This window comes from Brevibacterium sp. JSBI002 (assembly GCF_026013965.1).
Lineage (GTDB): Bacteria > Actinomycetota > Actinomycetes > Actinomycetales > Brevibacteriaceae > Brevibacterium.
This window is the reverse complement of record NZ_CP110341.1, coordinates 2,098,293-2,121,821: the sequence shown is the minus strand read 5'-3', so window position 1 is coordinate 2,121,821 and position 23,529 is coordinate 2,098,293. Positions and strand designations below refer to the sequence as shown.

Sequence of the window (23,529 nt, the reverse complement as noted above, 5' to 3'; positions counted from 1 at the left end):
CGTGACCGAGATCGTCTCGTGGGGCTTGCTCTACTATGCTTTCCCGGTCCTGGTTCCGCGGATCAGCTCGGACACTGGCTGGTCGTCGGTGGCCGTGACCTCGGCGTTCTCTGTGGCCCTGGCTGTGTCGGCGTTGGCCGGGGTGCCGGTCGGGCGCTTTATCGATCGGCACGGACCCCGTCTCGTCATGACGGCTGGCTCGGGTCTCGGCGTCGTGACGCTGGTGGTGATTGCCGCGTCGCCGAATCTGTTGGTGTTCGTCGTCGGTTGGGCGCTGGCCGGAGTCGCCATGGCCGGAGTGCTCTACCCGCCGGCCTTCGCCGCGATCACCGGCTGGTTCGTTGCGGGCCGACTCGGCGCGCTGACCACGCTGACGCTGGTGGCAGGACTGGCGAGCACGGTCTTCGCGCCGTTGACCGCAGCCGCGTATGACCAGCTGGGATGGCGAGGCACGTACTTCTGGGCGGCGGTCGTACTGGCGGTCCTCACGGTCCCGGTCCACTGGCTCGTGCTGCGACGCCCCTGGCCCCGCCCGGTGCATGTCGACGCGGAGGAGCCAGAGGCTGAGAAGGCATACGCTGCCGGCGTCGTGCGGGACTCACGGTTCCGGTTGCTTGCCGCCGGACTGACCTTGGTGGCCCTGGCGATGTACGCCGCGTTGCTGGCTCTGGTGCCGCTTATGCTCGAGCGCGGCCTGAGTCCTCAGGCCGCCGCCTGGGTGCTCGGCCTCGGCGGACTCGGGCAGGTCGCCGGTCGGCTCGTCTACACCGCTCTTGCCCGGCATGCCTCGCTGACCGTGCGCACCGTGACCGTGTTCGGCCTCGTCACCGTCAGCACCTCGGTGCTCGCTGTGGTCCCCGGGCCGGTTGGTCTGCTGGTCGCGGCGTCGATGACCGCCGGGGTCGGGCGCGGCATCGCGACGCTGCTCCAGGCGACCGCGGTCACTGATCGGTGGGGCGCACGCGGATACGGCCGCCTCTCCGGCGTCCTCGGCCTCCCGGTCCTGCTGGCCACCGCCTTGGCTCCCGGGGCCGGTGCGGTCCTTGCCGAGGTCACCGGCAGCTACGCAACCGGTTTCGCGGTCCTGGCCGCGGTGGCCGCCGTAGGGACCGTCCTCACGGTCGCCAGCACACACGGCAGGGCGACAACCGCCGGTCGGATGCGCCCGCTGGATATGCAGGTCGGCGAGTTCCGCCGTCAATCGTGAGGTCATCGAGGGGATCCCCGGGGTGGTGGGATCAGCGTCGAGCCAACATAAGGATCGACAATAGTTCAGCGGCCACTGTATAGTTCAGTGCATGCTGACTATTGCTTCACGCCTCGACGTCATGAATCGACTCGGCCGGGCCATGGCGGACCCGACCCGCTCTCGGATCCTGATGACCCTGCTTGCCGGCCCGAGCTACCCGGCCGTGCTCTCGCGCGAGCTAGAGCTGACCCGTTCGAACGTCTCGAACCATCTGACCTGCCTGCGCGACTGCGGGATCGTCGTGGCCGAGCCCGAGGGGCGGCAGACGCGCTACGAGATCGCCGACCCGCACCTCGCGGCGGCGCTGACGGCCCTGATGGATGTGACCCTCGCGGTCGACGAGCACGCGCCGTGCGTGGACGCCGAGTGCACTGTGCCGGGCTGCTGCGAGTCGGGCGCGTGAGCGCGGCGTGCGGCTGCGACGAGCCGGAGACTCAGACCGGGGAGGAAGCCGAGGAGGAGCAGGGGCGTCCCTGGTGGCGTGATGCCGGGATCATGGTCCCGGTCTTCTCTGGCGTCGCGTTCTTAACTGGCCTGGTGCTGGAATGGTCGGGGCTGGAGGTCCCGGCGTTGGTGCTGTTCTGGATCGGTCTGCTGTTGGGCGCGTCGACGTTCACCCCGGGCGCGATCCGGAAGCTGTTCAAGGGCAAGCTCAGCATCAGCCTCCTGATGACGATCAGCGCGATCGGCGCGGTCATCCTCGGCTACGTCGAGGAGGCCGCTGCGCTGGCGTTCTTGTACTCGATCGCCGAGGCACTGGAGGACAAGGCGATGGATCGCGCCCGCGGCGGGCTGCGGGCGCTGCTCAAGCTCGTCCCGGAGACCGCCACGATCCGCCAAGGCGGCGCATCGGTCGAGGTCGCGGCCAAGGATCTCGCTGTCCGTCAGTTCATGCTGGTGCGGCCGGGCGAGCGGATCGCGACCGACGGCATCGTCCGGACGGGACGATCCAGCCTGGACACCTCCGCGATCACCGGCGAGTCGATCCCGGTCGAGGTCGAGCCCGGCGACACGGTGTCGGCTGGGGCGATCAACACCGCCGGCGCGCTGGAAGTCGAGACGACCGCTGCGGGCACCGACAACTCGCTGACCACGATCGTCGACCTGGTGGAGAAGGCGCAGGCGGAGAAGGGTGACCGCGCCCGCCTCGCCGACCGCATCGCCCGACCACTCGTGCCCGGTGTGTTGATCCTCGCCGTCCTGGTGGCGGTCATCGGGTCGCTGTTCGGCGACCCGGAGCTGTGGATCACCCGCGCCCTCGTGGTGCTCGTGGCGGCCTCGCCGTGCGCACTGGCGATCTCGGTGCCGCTGACGGTGGTGGCCGCGATCGGGTCGGCGAGCAAGTTCGGCGTGATCATCAAGTCGGGTGCCGTGTTCGAGCGGTTCGGCGTGATCCGCCACGTCGCCGTGGACAAGACTGGCACCCTGACCCGCAACGAGCCCGCCGTCAACGCGGTGCTCACCGCCGACGGAGTGACCGAGGCGCAGGCGCTGGCGTGGGCGGCCGCACTGGAGCAGCACAGCACCCACCCGCTCGCTTCGGCGATCACCGCCGCCGCACCGGGTACGCCTGTGGCCGATGCCGTGACCGAGCAGGCAGGTCACGGCATCGAAGGCACCCTCGACGGCGCGCGAATCACGGTCGGCAGCCCGCGCTGGCTCGACGCCGGGAGTCTCGGCGATCGGGTCGCGGGTCTGGAGGAGCAAGGCATGACGGTCGTGATCGTGCACCGTGACGGCACCGCCGCGGCTGCGATCGGCGTCCGCGACGAGCTGCGCCCCGAGGTCCCCGAGGTGGTCCGCACCCTCGCCGGACAGGGCGTCGAGGTGACGATGCTCACCGGCGACAACGCCCGCACCGCCCGCGCCCTGGCCGCGCAGGCCTGGATCGATGACGTGCGCGCCGAGCTGCGCCCCCAGGACAAGGCCTCAGCGATCGCGAGCTCGGCGAGAAGAACGGATCGGTCGCGATGATCGGCGACGGCATCAACGACGCCCCGGCCCTCGCGGCTGCGGACATCGGCATCGCGATGGGTGCCACCGGTTCCGATGCCGCGATCGAGTCAGCCGACGTCGCCTTCACCGGCCACGACCTGCGTCTGCTCCCGCGCGCGTTCGACCACGCCCGCCGGGGACGGCACATCATCAACCAGAACATCGTTCTGTCGCTGCTGATCATCACCGTCCTGCTTCCGCTTGCCTTGTTCGGTGTCTTGGGGCTTGCCGCTGTGGTGCTCGTGCATGAGATCGCAGAGGTCGTCGTGATCCTCAACGGCCTGCGTGCCGCCCGGGCCCGGAAGGAGCAGATCTCGTGAAGGTCGAACTGCTCCACATCGTCGACTGCCCGAACACGGCCAGCGCCGAAGCCAACGCACGCGCAGCACTGGATGTTCTCGGACTCACGGCCGTGCCCATCCAATTGGTCACGATTCACACCGAGGTCGATGCAACGAACGCGCAGTTCGCAGGCTCGCCCACGATCCTCGTCGACGGTGTCGACCTGTTCCCAACGACACCGGTTCGTTCGCTGGCGTGCCGGGTTTATGCCACAGGGAAGGGGTTCGCTGGCGCACCTGGTCAGGAGCAGATCGAAGCGGCGCTGCGCGCGAGACTGGATTGACGGCCAGCGGTGAGTGCCATTAGTTGCTCAATTCGGTATTGAGCTCAACGGGGACATGCGGATAACCCGTAGCCGGATGGGCGCGCCGGCGCACCGGCTGATGATGGAGTGAATGTCGAGCGGGTGGGAGGCGATCGTGGACGCAATCGGCCTTTGGCATCCATATGTGCAGTAACTTGAGTGCTGCTGGTGACGAGTCTCTCCTGGTGAAGCCGACGGCCGAGGCGACCGGCACCGTCGCCAGCGACTTCGCCGTCCTCGCTGACCTTGAGGAGGTGTTCAGGATCGCCAGCGCGCCAGAGAACGTCCAGGCGGGCGAAGGCGACGACGGCGAGGGGTGCGTGGCCGGCTCAGGGCTCTGACGTCTTGACAAGCCCCGCGGCCAGGCAACGGACCTTCTCGGCGAGCTCGTCGCGGACCAGGCGCATTCGTTCCTCGCCCTCGATCCCTCGCGCCGAGGGCTCGTCGATCGTCCATGTCTCGATGGTCCCGGCCATCCCCGGCACGGGCTCGACGACGGCCTCGTCGCCGATGACGACGACGCGGTCCGCAGTCTGCAGCATAGTGGGATCGATCGGCTTCGGGTGCTCGTCGGCCATGCTAGCCCCGACCTCGGCGACAGAGGCAGCGGACAAGGCATTGAGCGCTGTCCCGGGGGAGGTGCCGGCCGAGTGCACCCGGACGGAGTCGCCGGCGACCTGGCGCATGAGTGCGGCGGCCATCTGCGACTTGCCTGCGTTCTTGACGCAGACGAACAGGACGGACGGCTTCTTCTCGATCACGATATCTACCTTTGTTCAATAGTTGGTAAGAACGACGTTGAGCTCGTGGACACTTGCCGCGATGTCATCGCGGCCGAGCAGTCCCGGCATGCCGGCGGCTGGCCAACGTCGAGGGTCCAGTGGACGGCGTTCATGTCCACCACTCATCAACAGGGGCGCGCCAGTCGGATCAGCACGACGCGGCTGCGGACTCTGGCCCAGTGGCTGCAAATTCACGCCAACGTTGCTCAACTCGGTGCACGGGGATGGACTCGGCGAAAGCGTCGCGGCAGGTCGAGCAGCAGATCTTCCGGCCATCGGGCAGCAGGCGCGTGGGCGAGCCCACGGCGTTCTGGCGCACGCGTTCGTCCGTACAGACTATCGCATGATCCCGGCACAGCGCTGCGCCGCAGTGCCGGCAGAAGGCGACGGCGGGGACAGAACTCTGCCCGGCCGTTTCGTGTTCCCAGCAGTCCATCTGCCACTCCTTGATTCGATGATGATCTATATAGAATCTACGCGACGCATCGATAGACGTCAATATCATCTGCGCCATCGATACGTCCGACATCAGCGTTAAGTCCTAGCCATCCGAGCGCCGATCTCGGCGACGGCGGGCTTGGCGGTGCGAGCCGCGCCGATGATGGTGGCGGAGGCGAATCCGGTCCAGTCGCCGTAGCCGAGCAATTGCAGCCCGGGGTGGTCGATGCTCCGAGTGCCGTCGGTGGCGGGATGGCCGTTCTCGCGTGTCAGTCCGAGCCCGCTCAGGTGGCCGAGGTGAGGGCGGAAGCCGGTGCACCAGATGATCGCATCGCACTCGTGCTCTCGGCCGTCGTTCCAGGAGACTCCCGTCGGGCTGAGGCGGTCGAACATGGGCGAGCGGTCCAGGACGCCGTGATCGCGCGCCGCCTGCACGGGAGGCACCATGACGATGTCTCCAAGTCCGGCCACACCGTCGTGGTCCCGGCCAGAGCGACGGGCTGCCTCGCGGGCAGTAGCGACGTCGAAGAGTACTCTGCCGTCCACCTCGTCGGGCATGAACAGCGGCGGACGACGCGTCACCCACAAGGTCTCGGCGACTGTGGAGACCTCGGCGAGGATCTGCGCGGCCGAGTTCCCTCCTCCGACGACCACGACCCGTCGGCCGGCGAACATGTCAGGGGAGTCGTAGTCGACGGTGTGCAGCTGCCTGCCGGTGAACGTGTCCTGACCCGGGAAGTACGGCAGATAGGGACTCTGCCACGTGCCAGTGGCACTGATCACCACAGAGGCATTGAGAGAGCCTGCGTCCGTGTCCACGATCCAACGATCATTCTCCCGGCGGACGCTGGTGACGCTGACCGACCGATGCATAGGCAACTCGTAGCGTTCCTCGTATCGTTGGAGGTAGTCCACGACGTGGTCGGCGGTGGGGAACGTCTCGCCGACCTGGGCGGGCATCGACCAACCGGGCAGGGGGCTGTACTGGGCCGGGGAGAACATTCGCAGCGACTGCCAGCCGTGTTGCCAGGCTCCTCCCGGCTGTTCCTGGTCGTCGAGGATGACGAAGTCCAAGCCGGCGCGGCGGAGGAAATATCCCGCGGCGAGACCGGCCTGGCCTCCTCCGATGACGACGACGTCACTCACGCCCGCGCCGGGTCCTGGCCGAGCAGCTCTGCGGTGAGCGTCTCGATCCGAGACCTGATCTCGTCGCGAATCGGGCGCACCGCCTCGATGCCCTGACCAGCGGGATCGTCGAGCTCCCAGTCCTCGTAGCGCTTGCCGGGGAAGTACGGACAGGCGTCACCGCAGCCCATCGTGATGACGACGTCGGAGTCCTGCACGGCCTCGGCTGTGAGCACCTTGGGCTGCTCGGCAGTGATGTCGATCCCCACCTCGAGCATGGCCTCGACAGCGACCGGATTGATCTGCTCGACGGGCATCGACCCGGCCGAGCGGACCTCGATGCGGTCCCCGGCGAGGTGGCGCAGCCAGCCGGCAGCCATCTGGGAACGGCCGGCGTTGTGGACGCAGACGAACAGGACGGAGGGCGTGCGATCGTTCATATCTGTGCTTCTCTCGTTCATTCGGTGGTGAAGGTGGGGAGGAGTCGGCTGACGCGTGTAGCGATGTCGTCGCGGATAGCGGCGAGTCCCTCCGGCGATGCCAGGGCCGGGTCGCCGACAGCCCAGTCTTCGTACCGGACTCCGGGGACGACGGGGCAGGCGTCGCCGCAGCCCATGGTCACCACGACATCGGCGGCGCGAATGGCGTCGTCGGTGAGCGGCTTGGGGAACGCCTCGTCGGCGGCCTCGCGGTCGATCTCGGCGACGAGGTCGCGCACGTGCGGGTGGATGCCCGCCGCCGGGGTCGAGCCGGCGGATCGGGCGACGACCCTGCCCTCGGACAGGCTGCGGGTCAGCGCCGCGGCCAGCTGGGAGCGACCTGCGTTGGCGACGCAGACAAACAGCACCTGAGGCGGTGCGGTTGCTCGGTTGCGGGTGAGGTCAGCCAGTCGCTGCCGAGCGAAGCGTTCGCTCAGGGGCACCAGGTAGCGTGTGATCTTCGCCGACCGGGCCAGCGCCGTGTACGATTCCCGGACGATGCTGGTGACGGTATCCCGCGGCAGCTGCGACGTCGCGTTGGCGAGGTCGGCGGCCAGACGCTCGATGTGCTCGTCCATGCTCTCCAGCTCTGCGGCGGCCGTCGTTTCCGGTTCCATGCTGGGGGCGACGGCCGCCGGTGCGAATCCTTCGAGCAAGGCGGCGACAGCGTCACTTTTCCCTGGCGCGATGCTGTACCAGACCCAAGTCCCACGGCGCTCGGAATCGAGCAGCCCCACTGTCCGGAGGACCTTGAGGTGGTGGGAGACGGTCGGCTGTGAGACGTCGGCGAGGTCGGCGAGATCGCATACGCACGACTCGCCGCGAGGATCGGCTGCGATCGCCGAGAGCATCCGCAGACGCAATGGGTCGGCGAGGGCTTTGAGGGTGCCCGCGAGTGTCGCGGCAACCTCCTGGCCGAGGGCCGTCGAGATCGGCGTCACTTGGGGCAGGCAGTCTTCATCGGGGGCGGCTGGCGTCAGGGCGATGTCGGTCATGACGTTCGTACCTCCTGGTTATAGGGATCGGTGCGGAACCACGCCTTGGCGGCCCAGAGGGAGACGTAGACGAGGCCGACGAGGACGGGCACCTCGATGAGCGGTCCGACGACGCCGGCCAGTGCCTGGCCGGAAGTCGCGCCGAAGGTGCCGATCGCGACGGCGATGGCGAGCTCGAAGTTGTTGCCCGCCGCAGTGAATGCCAGTGTCGTCGACCGTGCATAACCGAGGCCGATGCCTTTGCCCAGCAGCAGGCCGGCGAACCACATGACGGCGAAGTACACCAGTAGCGGCAGAGCGATCCGGACGACGTCCAGCGGCCGGCTCGTGATCTGCTCACCCTGGAGGGCGAACAGCAGTACCACAGTGAACAGCAGCCCGTACAAGGCCCATGGTCCGACCTTAGGAACAAATTTTTCCTCGTACCAGTCCCGGCCCTTGCGCTTCTCACCGATCCAGCGCGAGGCGAATCCCGCGACCAGGGGCACTCCGAGGAAGACGAGGACGTTGAGGGCAATCTGGCCCATCGACACCTCGAGCCCTTGTGTGTCCAGGCCGAGCCAGCTCGGCAGGACGCTGAGGTAGAACCAGCCGAGGACGGAGAACATGACGACCTGGAAGACCGAGTTGATCGCCACTAGCACCGCGGTCGCCTCGCGGTCGCCGCAGGCCAGGTCGTTCCAGATCACGACCATGGCGATGCAGCGGGCCAGACCGACGATGATGAGCCCGGTGCGGTACTCGGGAATGTCGGGCAGGAGCAGCCAGGCCAGGGCGAACATGATCGCCGGCCCGGCGAGCCAATTGAGTACCAGAGAGGAGATGAGGAGCTTCTTGTCGCCGGTGACGGCGGCGACTTTGTCGTAGCGGACCTTGGCCAGGACCGGGTACATCATCACGAGAAGGCCGAGCGCGATCGGCATGGAGATCCCGCCGATCTCCATGTGCGACAGCAACTCCGAGATTCCAGGAATGAATCGTCCCAGAAGGAGGCCTGCGACCATCGCCAGCCCGATCCACAGCGGCAGCCACCTGTCCAGGGTCGAGAGCCGTCGCGTCACAGGGGGTGCAGTGAGAGATGCTTGATTAGACATGCCTCTATATTGAAGGATATCGATTCAATCAGCAAGTCAGTCGTGCTCACCCTCCGAAACCGCGGCTCGCCCATCGCGGTGATCTGCAGCTCCTCGCCATTTTCAGCGTCCGGGCGTCAAGTCAGCTGAAGACCAGTCAAGCAGGTGGGGTCGTCGATGCGGGTCGAAATGTCCTGCTTCGCGATGCGGTCTCCGGTGCTGACCGTGAGCGTCGCGTCAATGCCGCGGGGCAGCCAGAGTCCGACGAATCCGTTGTCGTAAGTCGTGAGTGTTTCATCGAGGATGGTCTTCCCGGACGTCGCCTCGACCACGGTGACGTCGACGTCAGTATTGGCGAGCTCGCCGCGGCAAGTAGTGAGGCTGTGAAAGTAACATTCGTGAGTCTGGCCGCGATATGGGGCGATAGAGACGTAGAATTCGTCTTCTGGCATCGGCAGAGTGGTTTGATTGTTCTGATCGTCGGTCAGGACGAGTTGGTCGGGTTCAATCGAAGCGATGAGTTCAGACGAGCGATCTGCCACCTTCGTTGTGTCGAGGCGCTTGATGATTTCCCGTGCATTCAGTCCGTCTAGATTATGCTCGACCACCAGTGAGTGATCGGATCCTGCGTCAGCGGACGGTTCCGCATCAGCACAGCCGCTGAGCAGGGGGACGGCGCTGGTCGCCAGCGCAGTCATGGTCGCGCAGAGTCTCAGGCGGCTCCTGGAGGGCTGGATCGGAGTAACAATGGCAAGGGGCATGCCCAACTCTTTTCTCAGGTGAAGGTGTTCATGTCGTCAGGTAAGACCTAAAGCAGCCCGATTTCGCCGGTGCCAAGGGCAAGACGAAGCGCAGCGCACGCCTGCCAGGAGACATCGAGAGCCTTGTCTTGACCTGGGGCGCAACCGGTCCGAGGCATCCTGTATTGACGAAATCGGATGGTGTCAGGAGCGTACGAGGCGATTGATGGCGTCGCTGGCTTCCTGGATCTTGGCGATGGCCGCGTCCTCATCGCCTTGCTTGGCGGCGTCGAGCACGCAGTGCTTGAGGTGGTCATCGAGCAGGCCGGTCGCCACTCCCTGCAGGGCGCGGGTCAAGGCGGAGACCTGGGTGAGGATGTCGATGCAGTACTTCTCGTCGTCGATCATCTTGGTGATGCCGCGGGCCTGGCCTTCGATGCGCTTCATGCGGTTGCGGTAACGGTCCTTGTCGCTGATGTAACCGTGCTGGTGCGCCCCGGTCTCATCGGTTGCAGTGTCGGTGTTCATGGGTGTGTCCTTCACTTCTGGTGCTCCAGGACGGAGCGAGTGCTGGCATCTGGGGTGAGGTCGATGCGACGCAGCAGCTGGGCATTGAGCGCGACGACGACAGTGGAGATCGACATCAGGATCGCGCCGACCGACATCGGCAGGACGAACCCGACAGGTGCGAGCACGCCCGCCGCGAGCGGTACAGAGAGCAGGTTGTATCCGGCAGCCCACCACAGGTTCTGCTTCATTTTACGGTATGCGGCACGGGAGAGCTGGATGACCGACAGGACGCTGCGCGGGTCGGAGCTGGCGAGGATGACGCCGGCAGAGGCGATGGCGACGTCTGTGCCTGCCCCGATGGCGATACCGACGTCGGACTGCGCCAGCGCAGGGGCATCGTTGACGCCGTCGCCGACCATCGCGACCCTCTTGCCCTCGTCCTGAAGCGCAGCGACCTTTGCGGACTTGTCCTCGGGGCGGACGCCGGCGAAGACACGGTCGATGCTGAGTTCCCGGCCAACCTCGTTCGCCACGGCCTCGGCGTCGCCGGTGATCATAACGACCTCGACGCCGAGCTCATGGAGGGCGTCGACGGCGTCGCGGGACTCGGGCCGGACCTCGTCGGCGAGCTTGAGGCCGCCGATCACTTGGCCGTCGCGGAGGACGTGCAGGATGATCGCACCCTCGGCCCGCCACGCGTCGGCCGTGTCGACCTCGTCCTGCCCGGTCTCCTCGAGCAGCCGTGGACCGCCGACGCGAATCTCCTGGTCGGCCACGGTCGCGGTGACGCCGACTGCCGGGGAGGAGGAGAACCCACTGGCCGGCTCGAGGGCGAGGCTCTTCTCCTTGGCGGCGGTGACTATGGACCGGGCGAGCGGGTGCTCGCTGTCGGCCTCGGCCGCGGCGGCCAGGGCGAGCACCTCGTCGGAGTCCAGGTCGCCGGTCGATTCGACGCCGGTGACGGTGGGCTCGCCCTTGGTCAGGGTGCCGGTCTTGTCGAAGAGCACCGCATCGACCTGGCGCATGGACTCCAGCGCGAGGCGGTCCTTGACCAGGACGCCGCCGCGGGCGGCGCGCTCGGTGGCGATGGAGACCACCAGCGGGATCGCCAGGCCCAGCGCGTGTGGGCAGGCGATGACGAGGACGGTGATGGTGCGAATGACCGCATCGTCGGGGAGCCCGAAGAGAGTCCAAACGACTGCGGTGATCAGGGCAGCACCGAGGGCGAACCAGAACAGCAGGGCGGCGGCGCGGTCGGCGATGCGCTGGGCGCGGGAGGAGGAGCCCTGCGCCTCGGCGACGAGCCTGTTGATGCCCGCCAGAGCCGTGTCGTCGCCGGTGGCGGTGATCTCCACGCGCAGGCCGGAGTCAGTGGCCACGGTGCCAGCAGTGACGTTCTCGCCTTCGCCGCGGGCGACGGGGCGTGATTCGCCGGTGATCATGGACTCGTCCATATCGGCGCGACCGTCGACGATGGTGCCGTCGGCGGGGACGCTGCCACCGGGGCGGACGACGACGATGTCACCGACGCGGAGGTCGGCGGGGTCGACCGTGACGACGTCGTCGCCCTCGACGCGCTCGGCCTCGTCAGGCAGCAGCGCGGCCAGGGAGTCCAGCGCCGAGGTCGTCTGGGCCAGGGAACGCATCTCGATCCAGTGGCCCAGCAGCATGATGACGATCAGCAGTGCCAGCTCCCACCAGAACTCGAGCTCGTGGTGGACGAGGCCGAGAGTGGCGGCCCAGGAGGCGAGGAAGGCGACGGTGATGCCGAGCGCGATGAGCAGCATCATCCCCGGCTGGCGGCTCTTCAGCTCGCTGACGGCACCGGTGAGGAACGGGGTGCCGCCCCAGGCGTACATGACGGTGCCGAGGACTGCGGCGACCCAGCCTGCCCAGCCGGGCACGGAGTACCCGAGGAGCATGGCGAACATGGGGGAGAACGCGACCACCGGGATGGCGATGACGAGGTTGATCCAGAACAGCCTGCGGAACTGGCCGACGTGGTCGCCGTGGCCCGCATGACCACCATGACCACTGCCGTGATCGCCGTGCCCGGCGTGGTCACCGTGTTCCATGGTGTGGCCGTCGTGCTCGGCGTGCGAGTCGTTAACGTGGCCGGACTCGGTGGTCGCGACACCGTCGTGGTCATGGTGATGGTGATGCGTGGTCGGGTCCGTCATTGCTCTTCGCTTCCCTCGTTCTTCCCCGGTCTTTCCTTCGATCGGGTCGTGTCTCGCCGCGGACCTTGAATGGGCCCGCGGCGACCGGCTCAGGAGGCCGGCTTGATCTCGCTCTCGACGACCCATTTGTGGTTGGTCATCGTCATGCCGTCGGACTCGTAGTCGACCATGTAGACGGTCTGGTCGGTGGAGGAGGCGATGGTGGCCTTCGCGCCCTTCATGCCCTCCATGTGTTCGGCCTCGAGAGTGACCTCGGTGCCGTCGGCCAGACGCTGGTCTTTGGCGTCCTTGATCTCTTCCTGCACGACCCACTTGTGATCCTTGACCGGATTCCCGCCGGTGGTGGGCGTGAAGTTCACCGCGTAGGTGTAGGTGTCGAACGCGCCGGCGATCGTGGCGTTTGCGCCGTCCATGCCCTCCATGTGTTCGGCGGTGAGCGTGACCTCGGTGCCGGCCGGGTACTTCGGCGACGCAGCCTTCTCGATGCCCTCGGGGGCGGGGCCGCCGTCCATCGGATGCTCCATCCCGCCGCTGTCAGAACTGCTGCCACTGCTTCCGTGGCCCTCGTGCTGGCTGGTCGATGAGGGGGTCGCTTGGTCCTGGTCTCCTCCGTTGCTGCAGCCGGTGAGCACGAGTGCTCCGCCGAGCACTCCTGCGGCGACGGTGGTCATGAGGCGCTTGCGCATAAAGTCTCCTATTCATTCTGGCCCGATCAACATTATACCCCTCTGGGGTATCGGTCAAATATCGATCGGCGGGCGTGGAATCGCTCAGCTACGATCCAGTCGACCCGGGGCGGCAGCAGTGATGCTGCAGCCCCGGGTCGTCGAAGGATCAGGCCATGTTGGCGGCGTACTTGGCTGGATCGGAGTCGAAGGTCGGTCCGCAGCCTGGGCAGCAGAGCCAGAAGCGCTGCCCGTAGTAGTCGCGGAATAGGCCCTTTTCTTCGGCGTCCTGCTTGTTGACCGGATTGCCGACCATGACGGGGCAGGTGGTCATGTCGTCGTCGCTTCCTTCGACGAGAAGGTTATCGCGATGTCCGGAATCGGCGGCGGGGTTCTCTGCGCCGATCATGCCGCCGCAGCTGGAACCATCGCTGACAGGTTCCTCGGCGGCGGATGCCTTGGCTGCGGGGGAAGTGCTGCAGCAGCTGGTGGATGCCTGGTCTTCGTTGCTCATTCCCGGTGAATGCCTTTCGTGTGTTCGGATGATGATCGGTTCTGCGGCGTCACTGCTTGGCGACGCTGCGGAACCCGCGCAGGCGGAGGCTGTTTCCGACGACGAAGACGCTGGAGAACGCCATCGCCGCGCCTGCGAGCATGGGGTTGAGCATGCCCAGCGCTGCGACCGGGATGGCCGCGACGTTGTAGGCAAACGCCCAGAACAGGTTCGACTTGATCGTGCCCAGGGTCCTGCGGGAGAGCCGGATCGCGTCGAACGCGGCCATCAGGTCCCCGCGCACGAGCGTGATGTCGGAGGCCTCAATGGCGACGTCGGTGCCGGTGCCCATCGCCAGGCCCAGGTCGGCCTGGGCCAGCGCCGGGGCGTCGTTGACGCCGTCGCCGACCATCGCGACGACCTTCCCCTCGCCCTGCAGGCGGGTGACGACGTCGACCTTGTCCTTGGGCAGAACCTCGGCGATGACCTTCTCGATGCCGACCTCGGCGGCGATCCGCCGGGCGACGGCCTCGTTGTCGCCAGTGAGCAGGACCGGGGTGAGGCCGAGACCCTTCAGGCCGGCGATGGCCTCGGCGCTGGTGGGCTTGACGGCGTCGGCGACGACGAGGATCCCGCGGGCCTGTCCGTCCCAACCAACGGCGACGACAGTCTTGCCCTCGTCCTCGGCTGCGGCCTTGGCGGCGGCGACATCGGGGGAAAGGTGCTGAGACCAGTCGGCCAGCAGGGACTCCCGGCCGACGAGCACGCCGCGGCCGTCGACGACTCCCTGGACGCCCTTGCCCTCGATGTTCGCAAAGTCCTCGGGCGTGGGCAGCGGCCCGACCTTCTGGACTGCTCCCTTGGCGATGGCCTGGGCGATCGGGTGCTCGGAGGCGTCCTCCAACGCGCCTGCCAGGCGCAGCAGCTCGGTGCGGTCGACGCCGGGCTCGGTGATCGCCTCGACCAGGGTCATTTTGCCGGTGGTGACGGTGCCGGTCTTGTCCAGCACCACAGTGTCGACCTTGCGGGTGGATTCGAGGACCTCGGGGCCTTTGATGAGCACGCCCATCTGCGCGCCGCGGCCGGTGCCGACTAGCAGTGCGGTGGGGGTGGCCAGGCCGAGGGCGCAGGGGCAGGCGATGACGAGGACCGCGACCGCTGCGGTGAAGGCGGCGGAGACGGGGAATCCGGCACCGAGCCATGCGCCGAGGGCGATGACGGCGATAGCGATGACGATCGGGACGAACACGCCGGAGATCCGGTCGGCCAGGCGCTGGACCGCGGCCTTGCCGGTCTGGGCGTCCTCGACGAGTTTGGCCATCTGCGCCAGTTGGGTGTCCGATCCGACGCGGGTGGCGCGGATGACCAGGCGGCCGCCGGCGTTGACGGTCGCGCCCGTGACCGGGTCGCCAGCGACGACCTCGACCGGCACGGACTCTCCGGTGAGCATAGAGGCGTCCACGGCCGATGTCCCGGATACGACGGTGCCGTCGGTGGCGATCTTCTCGCCGGGGCGGACGACGAATTCGTCGCCGACGGCCAGCTCGGAGGTCGGGATCTTGACCTCGGCCCCGCCGCGCAGGACCGAGACTTCCTTCGCGCCGAGCTCGAGGAGAGCGCGCAGTGCGGCACCGGCCTGGCGCTTGGAGCGCTTCTCGAAGTAGCGGCCGGCCAGGATGAAGATCGTCACCCCGGCGGCGGCCTCGAGGTAGATGTTGCCCGCGCCGTCGGACGGAGCGATGGTGAATTCGAAGGGATGTGTCATCCCCGGGGTGCCGGCGGTGCCGAGGAACAGGGCGTAGAGCGACCACAGGAACGCCGCGGTCGTGCCCATGGAGATGAGGGTGTCCATGGTCGCGGTGCCGTGGCGCAGGTTGGTCCAGGCCGCCTTGTGGAACGGCCAGGCCGCCCACACGATCACCGGTGCGGCCAGGGCCAGAGAGGCCCACTGCCAGTAGGTGAACTGGAGCGCGGGAACCATGGCCATGGCGATCACCGGGACGGTGAGCACGATCGCGCCGATGAGGCGGTGCTTGAGCGATGTCAGTTCGGAGTCGGGAGCTTCGCCGTCGTTGCCGGTCGGGCCCGATGACGTCGCGTCCTTGGGCTTGGGCATGGCGGCGGTGTACCCGGTCTTCTCCACCTCGGCGACCAGCAGGGCGGGGTCGTAGCCGGCGGGCACGGTGACCTTGGCCTTCTCGGTGGCGTAGTTGACCGTGGCGGAGACGCCGTCGAGCTTGTTGAGCTTCTTCTCGATCCGGTTCGCGCAGGAGGCGCAGGTCATCCCGCCGATCTCGAGTTCGATGCCGGCGTCCGCGACCAGCGGCGTTTCGGTGTTCGTTGCAGCTTGGGTGCTCACTGCAAGTCCTTTCCTGTTGCTTCTTTCGTCGACGGACTGGCCCTTTAGGGGGTCAGTGGCCGCCCGAATGCGATTCATCGTCTGCCTGGTTACCGTCGCCGTGCCCGGCGTCGAGCACGAATTCGGCGGTGCGGACCTGCCCGTCGACCTGGAAGTCCAGGTACAGCAGGTACCGGCCGGCGGTGGGGACCTCGGCGGCGAAGCCGACGTCTGGTCCTCCGGTCGATCCCGCCTGGGGCTCTTCGCCGGCGGGGTGAACGTGCAGGTAGGCCAGATCGCCCTCTCGCAGCGCGACCAGGTGGCCGTACGCGCCGAGGTAGGGCTGGAGTGCGGTGACCGGCTTGCCGTTGCGCTCTACGGTGGCTGTCAGTTCGCTCGTGCTTCCGGCGGCGAGGTCACCATCGAGGGTGACGGTGTACCCGTCGACCTCGACGGTGCGCGAGACAGTCGCTTCGACCGGGGCGTAGTCGCCGGCGACCTCGACAGCGCGGGTGCGCGTGACCCCCTCGGCGTCCTGCCCGGCTGTGAAGTCGGCGTAGACGCGGTAGGTTCCCGCCTCGTCCCAGCTCCACGATGACTCCGACCAGGTGCCGGTGGCCTCGTCCAAGTCCGGGTGCACGTGGCGGAACTGCGTCCCGTCGGTGCGCACCACGATCAGGTGCAGATCCTTCTCATGGGTCGTCGTGTACTCCGTCACCGGCTGCCCGTCCTCATCGAGGATCCGGAAGCTCAGCGTGCCGGCATCATTGGTGCCCGAGGGGGCCGTGACGGGGGAGAGGATGTAGCCGGCAGCGCTGGCCGAGACGCCGTTCATCGCGTGCTCCTTGTTTTGCTCCTCCGTGTCGCTGTGACCCTCGCCGTGGGCGTTCGAGTCGCTGCTCTTGGCCCAGGCGGTCACGACGCTGTCGGGGACGGCGACGCCGGCGAGCCCGAAGGCTGCGCCGAACGCCACCACCAGCCCAGCGCCGTAGGCCGCGAGCCTGACTGGTGCCTTCATCAGACCCGGACCGCCGTGTAGCCGGCTTCCTCGACAGCGGCCAGGACCTTCGCGTCGTCGACCTCGTCGGAGGCGGAGACGACGAGCTTGCCGGTCTGTGCGCTGACCTGGATGTCGGTGACACCGGAAATCTCGCTGACCTCCTCGCGGACCGACATCTCGCAGTGCCCGCAGGTCATGCCCGTCACCTGGTATTCGTTCGCAGCCATCGGATAGCCTCCTCAATCTGGGTACCCCCGGCGGGTACCTATGTGAGTGCAACCGTATACCCCTTGAGGGTATTCCTGCAAGGCGGGCCGGACTCGCCGGTGAATGGTCCCGCCGCGTCGAAGGGATACGCCTCCGGGGTATGCTTTGGGTGTGGAGACCGTGACCGATGAACCCCGCCGCAGCCGGCACTGGCTTCAGCTGGTCGTTCTTGCGGCGCTGCTGATCACGGGTCTTCTCGGCATGCACGCGCTGGTCGGCGGGCCGGCAGCGGCGACGACCTCCACGGCGTCGCCTGCTCACGCATCCTCGTCTTCTCCCGGCATGACGGGCATGACGACTACCGCCTCCATGTCGAGCGCGTCCGGAGCACAGGGCCTGGTGCGCGGCTCCGGCGGCTGCGCAGACGCCATGAACAGCGGCGACTCCACCTGTGTCTCCGCGCCTACGGCCGAGAGCATTCCGGCCCTCCCCGTTCCGTCCGTCGCGGCTGTGCCCACACCCGTCTCTGCGCCCATGCCGGCTCCGCCGTCCGAGACGCCTCGCCGGTTCGCGCTGACGCATCTGGAGCTGTCGATCTACCGAACGTGAGCATTGAGGAGCGCCGATGCGGCGCTCCTCAGCCAGCAATCTCGGCGGGTTCACGACCCTGCCGTGCCTGCCACGACACCGTGTCCAAAAACGCTGGCCCTTCTTCCGAGGCCAAGCAGCCCTGCGCCTCCGACCACCCATGATCGTCGAGCGCGCAGGCGCGATCTCGTGGCCCCGTTCACCATCGACACAGAAGGACATCACCCATGCACTCCACCCTGAACCGCAGGCAGTTCCTGTCCGTCAGCGCACTGACGCTGACCGCCGCCGGCCTCGCCGGATGCAGCACCACTACCACCAAGACAACCTCGTTCGTGAGGCCCACCAGCGCTGCGGTCACCGCCGCGGAGGCGAAGCGACGCAGCACCGGTACCGTCGTGCAGCGCGCGCTGACCGCCGAACCGGTCACCCTCGACCTCGGCGGGAAGACCGCGAAGACCTGGGCCTACCGGGGAGCCTCGGCGGCCCAGCCGCTGCGCGGCAACGTCGGCGACACCCTGAAAGTCGCCTTCACCAACGATCTCCCTGACCCGACCAGCGTCCACTGGCACGGACTGGCGCTGCGCAACGACATGGACGGAGTGCCGAGCCTCACCCAGGATGCCGTGAAGCCCGGCGGGTCGTTTGATTACGAGTTCACACTGCCCGCATCAGGCACGTTCTGGTTCCATCCCCACGTCGGCACGCAACAAGACCGTGGCCTGTATGCGCCGCTGATCATCGATGACCCGAACGAGAAGGGCGACTACGACAAGGAATGGGTCATCGTCCTTGATGACTGGCTCGACGGCGTCACCGCGACGCCGGACGAGGTGATGAAGCAGCTCGGCCAGGGAATGATGGACCACGATAGTGGGGGACACGGTGACATGGAGATGGGCCCGATGCGAATGGGCAACACCCTCATGGGCGCGACCTCGCCTCTGCTCGGCGGCGACGCAGGCGACGTCTACTACCCCCTCTACCTGATCAACGGCAAGCCCGCCAATGACCCGCAAACCTTTGCCGCCAAGCCCGGAGAGCGGATCAGGCTGAGGATCATCAATGCTGGCGGCGACACCGCTTTCCGCTTTGGCGTCACCGAGCACGAGATGACGATCACGCACTCCGACGGATTCCCCGTCAAACCCCTCAAGGCAGAGAGCCTCGTTCTTGGAATGGGGGAGCGCTACGACGCGATCATCACCGCCGGCGACGGCGCATTCGCAGTCATCGCCGAAGCCCTAGGGAAGCAGAACCAGGCCCATGCTGTTCTGCGCACTGGGTTGGGAAGCGCGCCCGCGAAGGACGTGAAGCTGCCCCAGCAGAAGACCCCCGCCACCGCGGACAGCCTCAAAGCAACCAGTTCAGTCGCTCTGCCGAAGCGCGCCGTCGACCGCACTCTCTCACTCGAGCTGACCGGTGGCATGGAGAAATACGACTGGGCGATCAATGGCAAGCGCATGAACATGGACAAGCCGATGCGCGACGCCCTCGGCATCGTCGAAGGGGAGCGGGTCGCCCTCGAGTTCAAGAACTCGACGACGATGTGGCATCCGATGCATCTGCACGGGCACACCTACCAGCATCCAGGGGGAGGGCCGCGCAAGGACACCTCGATCGTTGTTCCCGGCACAACGTTGCGGGTCGAGTTCGATGCCGACAATCTCGGACGGTGGCTCTCGCACTGCCACAATGTCTACCACGGGGAAGCCGGGATGATGACGACGATCGCCTACCAGGTCAACTGAAGCATCGGGGCCGCGAACCTCTTCGGGTGCGCGGCCTGCGACTCAGTTGCGCGGACAAGACGTATGCGTCGTTCGGGAGAAACGATCCAATGCCCCCGACGCGGCGCATCGGAGCAGGCAGTGCAGCACGCGCCGCGCCGTCGGTAAGTGTCGGACAGTGTCGATGGTGGTTCTGAGCGTGGTCATCGTGTCTCCTTCGGCGTGGTTCGGCGGCCTCGTCGCGGGGCGGTTCTGCCGTCTTCTCGGTGTACCTATGGCGGGTGTCGGCGTTCGTGTCCGGCGGACTCATCCGTCCGCCGGACACGAAGGGTCGAGGATGCGTCACGACTCCTGAGCGGGTTCCTTCTCGGCGTCGTCGTGGGCCTGCCCGGTGGGGCGGATATGGCGCAGGCCGACGGCGGCGATGATCGCGGCGACGGCAGCGATGACGGCGGAGGTGATCCCGGCGGCGTTGAGTCCGCTGGTGAAGGCCTGTTGGGCCGCGGTCGTCAGTGCCTCTCCGATGTCACCCGGCAGCTGCCCGGCGGCGTCGATGGCCCCGTCGATTCCGGTCTCAGCCGCGGCCGCGGCCTCCGGTGGCAGCCCATCGGGCAGGGAGCCGGAGATCTGGCTGCGGTAGGCGGCGATCCCGATGCTGCCGATGACCGCGACGCCGAGGGAGATCCCGAGGTCATTGACGGTCGTCGCGAGCCCGGAGGCACCGCCGGCCTTCTCCGGTGGGACCGAGCTCACGACCAGGTCCGTGGTCAGCGCCATGGACGGCGCGACCCCGGGGTAGGTGACGACGAAGCTCGCGATCACCAGCGCGAGGCCGGTGCCGGCGTCGAGCTGGGTGAACAGGATGTAGCCGACGACCTGGGTGAGTAGTCCGACGGCGATCACGTTGCCCGGCCGGAACCTTCGGGCGAGCATCGGCGAGAGGGTCGAGACGACGATGAGGACTGCCGCGGCGGGCAGGATTGACAGCCCGGCCTGCATGGGCGAGAGCCCCTGGACCTGCTGCAGGTACTGGGTGAACAGCGAGTACACCCCACCCAGCGCCGCGGCCGAGAGGAGGAACACCGCAAGTGCTCCGCTGACGGTGCGGTTGGCGAACAGCCGCACGTCAAGCAGGGGCTGGGTCGCGCGCAGCTGCCGGATCACGAACCACAACCCGACCAGTGCTCCGGCGATCAGCAGGCCGATCGACGGACCGGCCGGCTCCTGGGTGGCGAAGCGCTTGACGCCGTAGATGATGGCCAGCAGCGAGGCGACCAGGAGCAGTGCGCTGAGCAGATCGATCTTCGCGGTCGGATCCTTGTGCTCAGGCAGCAGCAGCGGCGCGCCGATGGCCACCAACGCCATCACGGGCACCGCGACCAGGAACGTCGCCTGCCAGCCGAAGACTTCCAGCAGCAGTCCGGACAGCAGTGGTCCGAGGGCGACGCCGGCGGAGATCCCGCCGGCCCACACGCCGATCGCGACGCCTCGCGCCTTCGGGTCGGCGAAGAGCACGAAGATCAGTCCCAGCGTGGACGGGAGCATCATGGCTCCTCCCACGCCGAGGACGGCGCGCCAGGCGATCATCAGCTCGGGACTGGTCGTCAACGCCGCAGCGATGGACACCGACGGAAGCAGCATCGACGCCGGACCGCTGAATTGGCGGTGACAGGGGCTATCGAAGCATGTCTCAGTACGTTCTGCGTCAGCTCGCAGAAGCCTGATCGCAGAAGACGAGGCCTGAGCGGCGACTTCGCCGCACCAGGCTGAGCTGTGAGTCTGCGACTCGCGGCAGTCGGTTCGCGCTGAGGCGCTGAGCCGGAGCTGATCGAAGGCCGGTGGGATTTGTTCCCACCGGCCTTCGTCGTGCCCGGGCGCGTGTGACGGTGCCGTTGATCGAGCATCCCTCACCGTTCGCGTCACGTCCTCCACGCAGTTCGGCATCCGTCACCGTTCGTGGCAAATCGCCTCGTTGCAGCGGTGCGCTGTGCGGCGAAGGGTGAGGGACGGTCGCTGTCGCGCGGGATTGTCGGGAAGCGTGAGCGTGTCCGCGGGAATCCGTGCGCTGGCGGTCGGCCACCTCGGCGTGGGTGGGGGTGGGCGCAAATGCGACCATCACTCATCGGCAGTCGCTCAACACCGTGCTGCAACGGGTTGGTGTGCCACGAACGGTGAGGAGTGCATAGGCAATGGTGTGCATTGCCAGCGCCGAGGCGGTGCAGCGGGAAGGCTGAGGGGTACTGCAGCGCGGAGATACGTCTCGAAGGGTGAGGGACGCATCTGTGAGCGATAGGATGGGGCGGATGGAATCTGTCCGCCAACGATGTCGTCAGAACTGAGGCCGCATGACCTTTCTCGAATCCCTCGGCTCGCCTGCCGATCTGCGTCGACTCGACGCATCGGAATGCGAAGTGCTGGCCAAAGAGATCCGCGATTACCTCATCACGACCGTGTCCGGCACGGGCGGACATCTGGGCCCCAACCTCGGCGTCGTCGAACTGACCATTGGCCTCCACCGCACCTTCGACTCGCCGCGCGACACGATCATCTTCGACGTCGGCCACCAGACATATGTGCACAAACTGCTCACCGGCCGCAGCGAGGAGTTCCCCACCCTGCGGCAGCGCGACGGACTCTCCGGCTACCCGAGCCGGCGCGAGAGCGAGCACGACGTCGTCGAGAACTCCCACGCCTCGGCCTCCCTGTCCTGGGCCGACGGCATCGCCAAGGCTCGCCAGCTCACCGGTGAGCGAGACCGTCACGTCGTCGCCGTCATCGGCGACGGAGCCCTGACCGGGGGAATGGCCTGGGAAGCTCTCAACACCATCGCCGCCGACACCTCCACCCCGCCGAGGCGGCTGGTCATCGTCGTCAACGACAACGGTCGCTCCTACGCCCCGACCGTCGGCGGATTCGCCGTCCATCTCGACGAACTGCGCACCACCTCGAGCTACGAGAAACTCCTGACCTGGGGCAAGGAGACACTCCGCCAATCCGGCCGACCCGGCCGCGCCGCCTACAGCGCCATCCACGGCGTCAAACGCGGACTCAAAGACATGGTCAGCCCACCCGAGACCGGAATGTTCGACGAACTCGGCATCAAATACTTGGGCCCCGTCGACGGACACGACCTGCCCTCGGTCGACAAGGCCCTCCAACTGGCCAAACAGTTCGACGGCGGCCCCATCATCGTCCACATGATCACACAGAAGGGCCACGGATTCGACCCGGCCGTCAACGACGACGCCGACCAGTTCCACTCCGTCGGCGTCATCGACCCCGTCACCGGGAGATCGACACCGTCGAAATCGACGTCATGGACCTCCGTGTTCGGCACCGAGATCTGCGCACTCGCCGAGGAACGCGAGGACATCGTCGCCATCACCGCCGCCATGCTCCTGCCCGTGGGACTGGCGAAATTCGCCGAAGAATTCCCTGACCGGGTCTTCGACGTCGGCATCGCCGAACAGCATGCGGTCGCCTCGGCGGCGGGCCTGTCCTACGGCGGACTCCACCCCGTCGTGTGCATCTACTCCACGTTCCTCTCCCGCGCCTTCGACCAAGTGCTCATGGACGTCGCCCTCCACCGCCAGGGCGTGACCTTCGTGCTCGACCGCGCCGGAATCACCGGCCCCGACGGAGCCAGCCACCATGGAATCTGGGACATCGCGATGCTGCGCGTCGTCCCCGGACTGCGCCTGGCCGCACCCCGCGATGCCGCCCGACTGACCGAAGAGCTCCGCGAAGCCGTGACCGTCGAAGACGCCCCGACCGTGGTGAGATTTCCCCGCGGCGGCGTCGGTGCCGACATCCCGGCGCTGAGGCGGCTCGACGACGGCGTCGACATCCTCCGTGAGGGACCGGCCGGTCCGAATCCCATGTGCTCATCGTCTCCGTGGGACCCTTCGCCAGGTTGGCCGGTGACGTCGCCGACCGCCTGGCCGAACACGGACTGAACGCGACGATCATCGATCCCAGATGGGTGCTGCCCGTACCCGAATCCGTCATCGACCTCGCCGCCGACCACAGTCTGGTTGCCGTCATCGAAGACGGAGTGAAGATCGGCGGTGTGGGTTCACAGGTCCGCTCCGACCTGCGCGAAGCCGATTCGCGGATCGGGGTGCTCGAACTCGGCGTGCCTGATGAGTTCCTGCCGCAGGGGACACGTGAAGAGATCCTCGCCGAGGTGGGCCTCGACGTCGACACGATCCTGTCCGAAATCCTCAAGGCCCTGCCCGCCGAGGTGGCCGATCGAGCCGATCAGAGTTCCCGCCGCGCGGTGTGAGTTCGGGCTCA

The 23,529-nt window shown here is 67.2% G+C and carries 21 protein-coding genes and 2 pseudogenes; 9 read left to right on the top strand and 14 right to left on the bottom strand.

Annotated features, from left to right (window positions below):
• The first annotated feature begins 1 nt into the window (after position 1).
• From LJ362_RS09745 to LJ362_RS09725, 5 genes and pseudogenes are all read left to right on the top strand, one after another.
• Positions 2 to 1,207 (top strand): MFS transporter, encoded by a 1,206-nt coding sequence (locus tag LJ362_RS09745; protein WP_200885294.1) that lies wholly within the window; start codon positions 2 to 4, stop codon positions 1,205 to 1,207.
• Between the two features lie 91 nt (positions 1,208 to 1,298).
• Entirely contained in the window at positions 1,299 to 1,652 is a 354-nt protein-coding gene (cmtR, locus tag LJ362_RS09740) for a Cd(II)/Pb(II)-sensing metalloregulatory transcriptional regulator CmtR (protein WP_039209032.1), read from the top strand.
• Positions 1,649 to 3,564 (top strand): annotated as a pseudogene (locus LJ362_RS09735) (heavy metal translocating P-type ATPase). The gene cmtR and the pseudogene LJ362_RS09735 overlap by 4 nt, the downstream one beginning before the upstream one ends.
• Positions 3,561 to 3,869 (top strand): hypothetical protein, encoded by a 309-nt coding sequence (locus LJ362_RS09730; protein ID WP_039209028.1) that lies wholly within the window; start codon positions 3,561 to 3,563, stop codon positions 3,867 to 3,869. Before LJ362_RS09735 ends, LJ362_RS09730 begins: the two are co-directional and overlap by 4 nt.
• Positions 3,870 to 4,075: 206 nt before the next feature.
• Positions 4,076 to 4,231 carry a hypothetical protein gene (locus tag LJ362_RS09725; RefSeq protein ID WP_157689074.1) on the top strand — a complete coding sequence of 52 codons (156 nt, stop codon included), beginning with the start codon at positions 4,076 to 4,078 and terminating at the stop codon, positions 4,229 to 4,231.
• Here LJ362_RS09725 and LJ362_RS09720 read toward each other — a convergent pair.
• The 13 genes from LJ362_RS09720 to LJ362_RS09660 all read right to left on the bottom strand — a co-directional run bounded on the left by LJ362_RS09720 (position 4,220) and on the right by LJ362_RS09660 (position 16,935).
• Positions 4,220 to 4,651 (bottom strand): low molecular weight phosphatase family protein, encoded by a 432-nt coding sequence (locus tag LJ362_RS09720; RefSeq protein ID WP_157689076.1) that lies wholly within the window; start codon positions 4,649 to 4,651, stop codon positions 4,220 to 4,222. The genes LJ362_RS09725 and LJ362_RS09720 overlap by 12 nt on opposite strands.
• Before the next feature lie 555 nt (positions 4,652 to 5,206).
• The gene (locus LJ362_RS09715) at positions 5,207 to 6,256 is read right to left on the bottom strand and encodes an ArsO family NAD(P)H-dependent flavin-containing monooxygenase (protein WP_173152894.1); all 1,050 of its coding nucleotides are present in this window, start codon (positions 6,254 to 6,256) and stop codon (positions 5,207 to 5,209) included.
• Positions 6,253 to 6,675, bottom strand: coding sequence for an arsenate reductase ArsC (locus LJ362_RS09710; protein ID WP_166971866.1), 423 nt, complete (start codon positions 6,673 to 6,675; stop codon positions 6,253 to 6,255). Before LJ362_RS09710 ends, LJ362_RS09715 begins: the two co-directional genes overlap by 4 nt.
• 17 nt (positions 6,676 to 6,692) lie before the next feature.
• A complete protein-coding gene (locus LJ362_RS09705) occupies positions 6,693 to 7,709 on the bottom strand; it encodes a metalloregulator ArsR/SmtB family transcription factor (RefSeq protein ID WP_166971862.1) in 1,017 nt (338 codons plus the stop codon).
• On the bottom strand, positions 7,706 to 8,803 hold the full coding sequence (gene arsB, locus LJ362_RS09700) for an ACR3 family arsenite efflux transporter (RefSeq protein ID WP_166971860.1): 1,098 nt from the start codon (positions 8,801 to 8,803) through the stop codon (positions 7,706 to 7,708). The genes LJ362_RS09705 and arsB overlap by 4 nt, the downstream gene beginning before the upstream one ends.
• Positions 8,804 to 8,919: 116 nt before the next feature.
• Positions 8,920 to 9,480, bottom strand: coding sequence for a CueP family metal-binding protein (locus LJ362_RS09695; RefSeq protein ID WP_264798854.1), 561 nt, complete (start codon positions 9,478 to 9,480; stop codon positions 8,920 to 8,922).
• Positions 9,481 to 9,726: 246 nt separating this feature from the next.
• The gene (locus LJ362_RS09690) at positions 9,727 to 10,050 is read right to left on the bottom strand and encodes a metal-sensitive transcriptional regulator (protein WP_173152888.1); all 324 of its coding nucleotides are present in this window, start codon (positions 10,048 to 10,050) and stop codon (positions 9,727 to 9,729) included.
• Positions 10,051 to 10,061: 11 nt separating this feature from the next.
• Positions 10,062 to 12,212, bottom strand: coding sequence for a heavy metal translocating P-type ATPase (locus LJ362_RS09685; protein ID WP_173152884.1), 2,151 nt, complete (start codon positions 12,210 to 12,212; stop codon positions 10,062 to 10,064).
• 89 nt (positions 12,213 to 12,301) lie between these two features.
• Positions 12,302 to 12,898 (bottom strand): YdhK family protein, encoded by a 597-nt coding sequence (locus tag LJ362_RS09680; protein ID WP_264798852.1) that lies wholly within the window; start codon positions 12,896 to 12,898, stop codon positions 12,302 to 12,304.
• A gap of 148 nt (positions 12,899 to 13,046) precedes the next feature.
• Positions 13,047 to 13,391 carry a hypothetical protein gene (locus LJ362_RS09675; RefSeq protein WP_173152878.1) on the bottom strand — a complete coding sequence of 115 codons (345 nt, stop codon included), beginning with the start codon at positions 13,389 to 13,391 and terminating at the stop codon, positions 13,047 to 13,049.
• A gap of 49 nt (positions 13,392 to 13,440) precedes the next feature.
• Positions 13,441 to 15,654 carry a heavy metal translocating P-type ATPase gene (locus LJ362_RS09670; protein ID WP_264801819.1) on the bottom strand — a complete coding sequence of 738 codons (2,214 nt, stop codon included), beginning with the start codon at positions 15,652 to 15,654 and terminating at the stop codon, positions 13,441 to 13,443.
• Between the two features lie 127 nt (positions 15,655 to 15,781).
• On the bottom strand, positions 15,782 to 16,726 hold the full coding sequence (locus tag LJ362_RS09665) for a hypothetical protein (protein ID WP_264798850.1): 945 nt from the start codon (positions 16,724 to 16,726) through the stop codon (positions 15,782 to 15,784).
• Positions 16,726 to 16,935 carry a heavy-metal-associated domain-containing protein gene (locus LJ362_RS09660; RefSeq protein ID WP_173152869.1) on the bottom strand — a complete coding sequence of 70 codons (210 nt, stop codon included), beginning with the start codon at positions 16,933 to 16,935 and terminating at the stop codon, positions 16,726 to 16,728. The genes LJ362_RS09665 and LJ362_RS09660 overlap by 1 nt, the downstream gene beginning before the upstream one ends.
• A 151-nt stretch (positions 16,936 to 17,086) precedes the next feature.
• Between LJ362_RS09660 and LJ362_RS09655 the strand changes: the two genes are divergently transcribed.
• Complete coding sequence (locus tag LJ362_RS09655; protein WP_173152866.1) at positions 17,087 to 17,524, top strand: DUF6153 family protein; 438 nt, start codon at positions 17,087 to 17,089, stop codon at positions 17,522 to 17,524.
• Between the two features lie 206 nt (positions 17,525 to 17,730).
• On the top strand, positions 17,731 to 19,254 hold the full coding sequence (locus LJ362_RS09650; protein WP_264798847.1) for a multicopper oxidase family protein: 1,524 nt from the start codon (positions 17,731 to 17,733) through the stop codon (positions 19,252 to 19,254).
• Positions 19,255 to 19,575: 321 nt separating this feature from the next.
• Here LJ362_RS09650 and LJ362_RS09645 read toward each other — a convergent pair whose 3' ends face one another.
• Positions 19,576 to 20,820 carry an MFS transporter gene (locus LJ362_RS09645; protein WP_264801818.1) on the bottom strand — a complete coding sequence of 415 codons (1,245 nt, stop codon included), beginning with the start codon at positions 20,818 to 20,820 and terminating at the stop codon, positions 19,576 to 19,578.
• Between LJ362_RS09645 and LJ362_RS09640 the strand changes: the two genes are divergently transcribed.
• Positions 20,780 to 20,902, top strand: a complete 123-nt coding sequence (locus LJ362_RS09640; protein WP_264801886.1) for a hypothetical protein — start codon at positions 20,780 to 20,782, stop codon at positions 20,900 to 20,902. The genes LJ362_RS09645 and LJ362_RS09640 overlap by 41 nt on opposite strands.
• A 676-nt stretch (positions 20,903 to 21,578) precedes the next feature.
• Positions 21,579 to 23,518: pseudogene (gene dxs / locus LJ362_RS09635) on the top strand (1-deoxy-D-xylulose-5-phosphate synthase).
• The last annotated feature ends 11 nt before the right edge of the window (positions 23,519 to 23,529 follow it).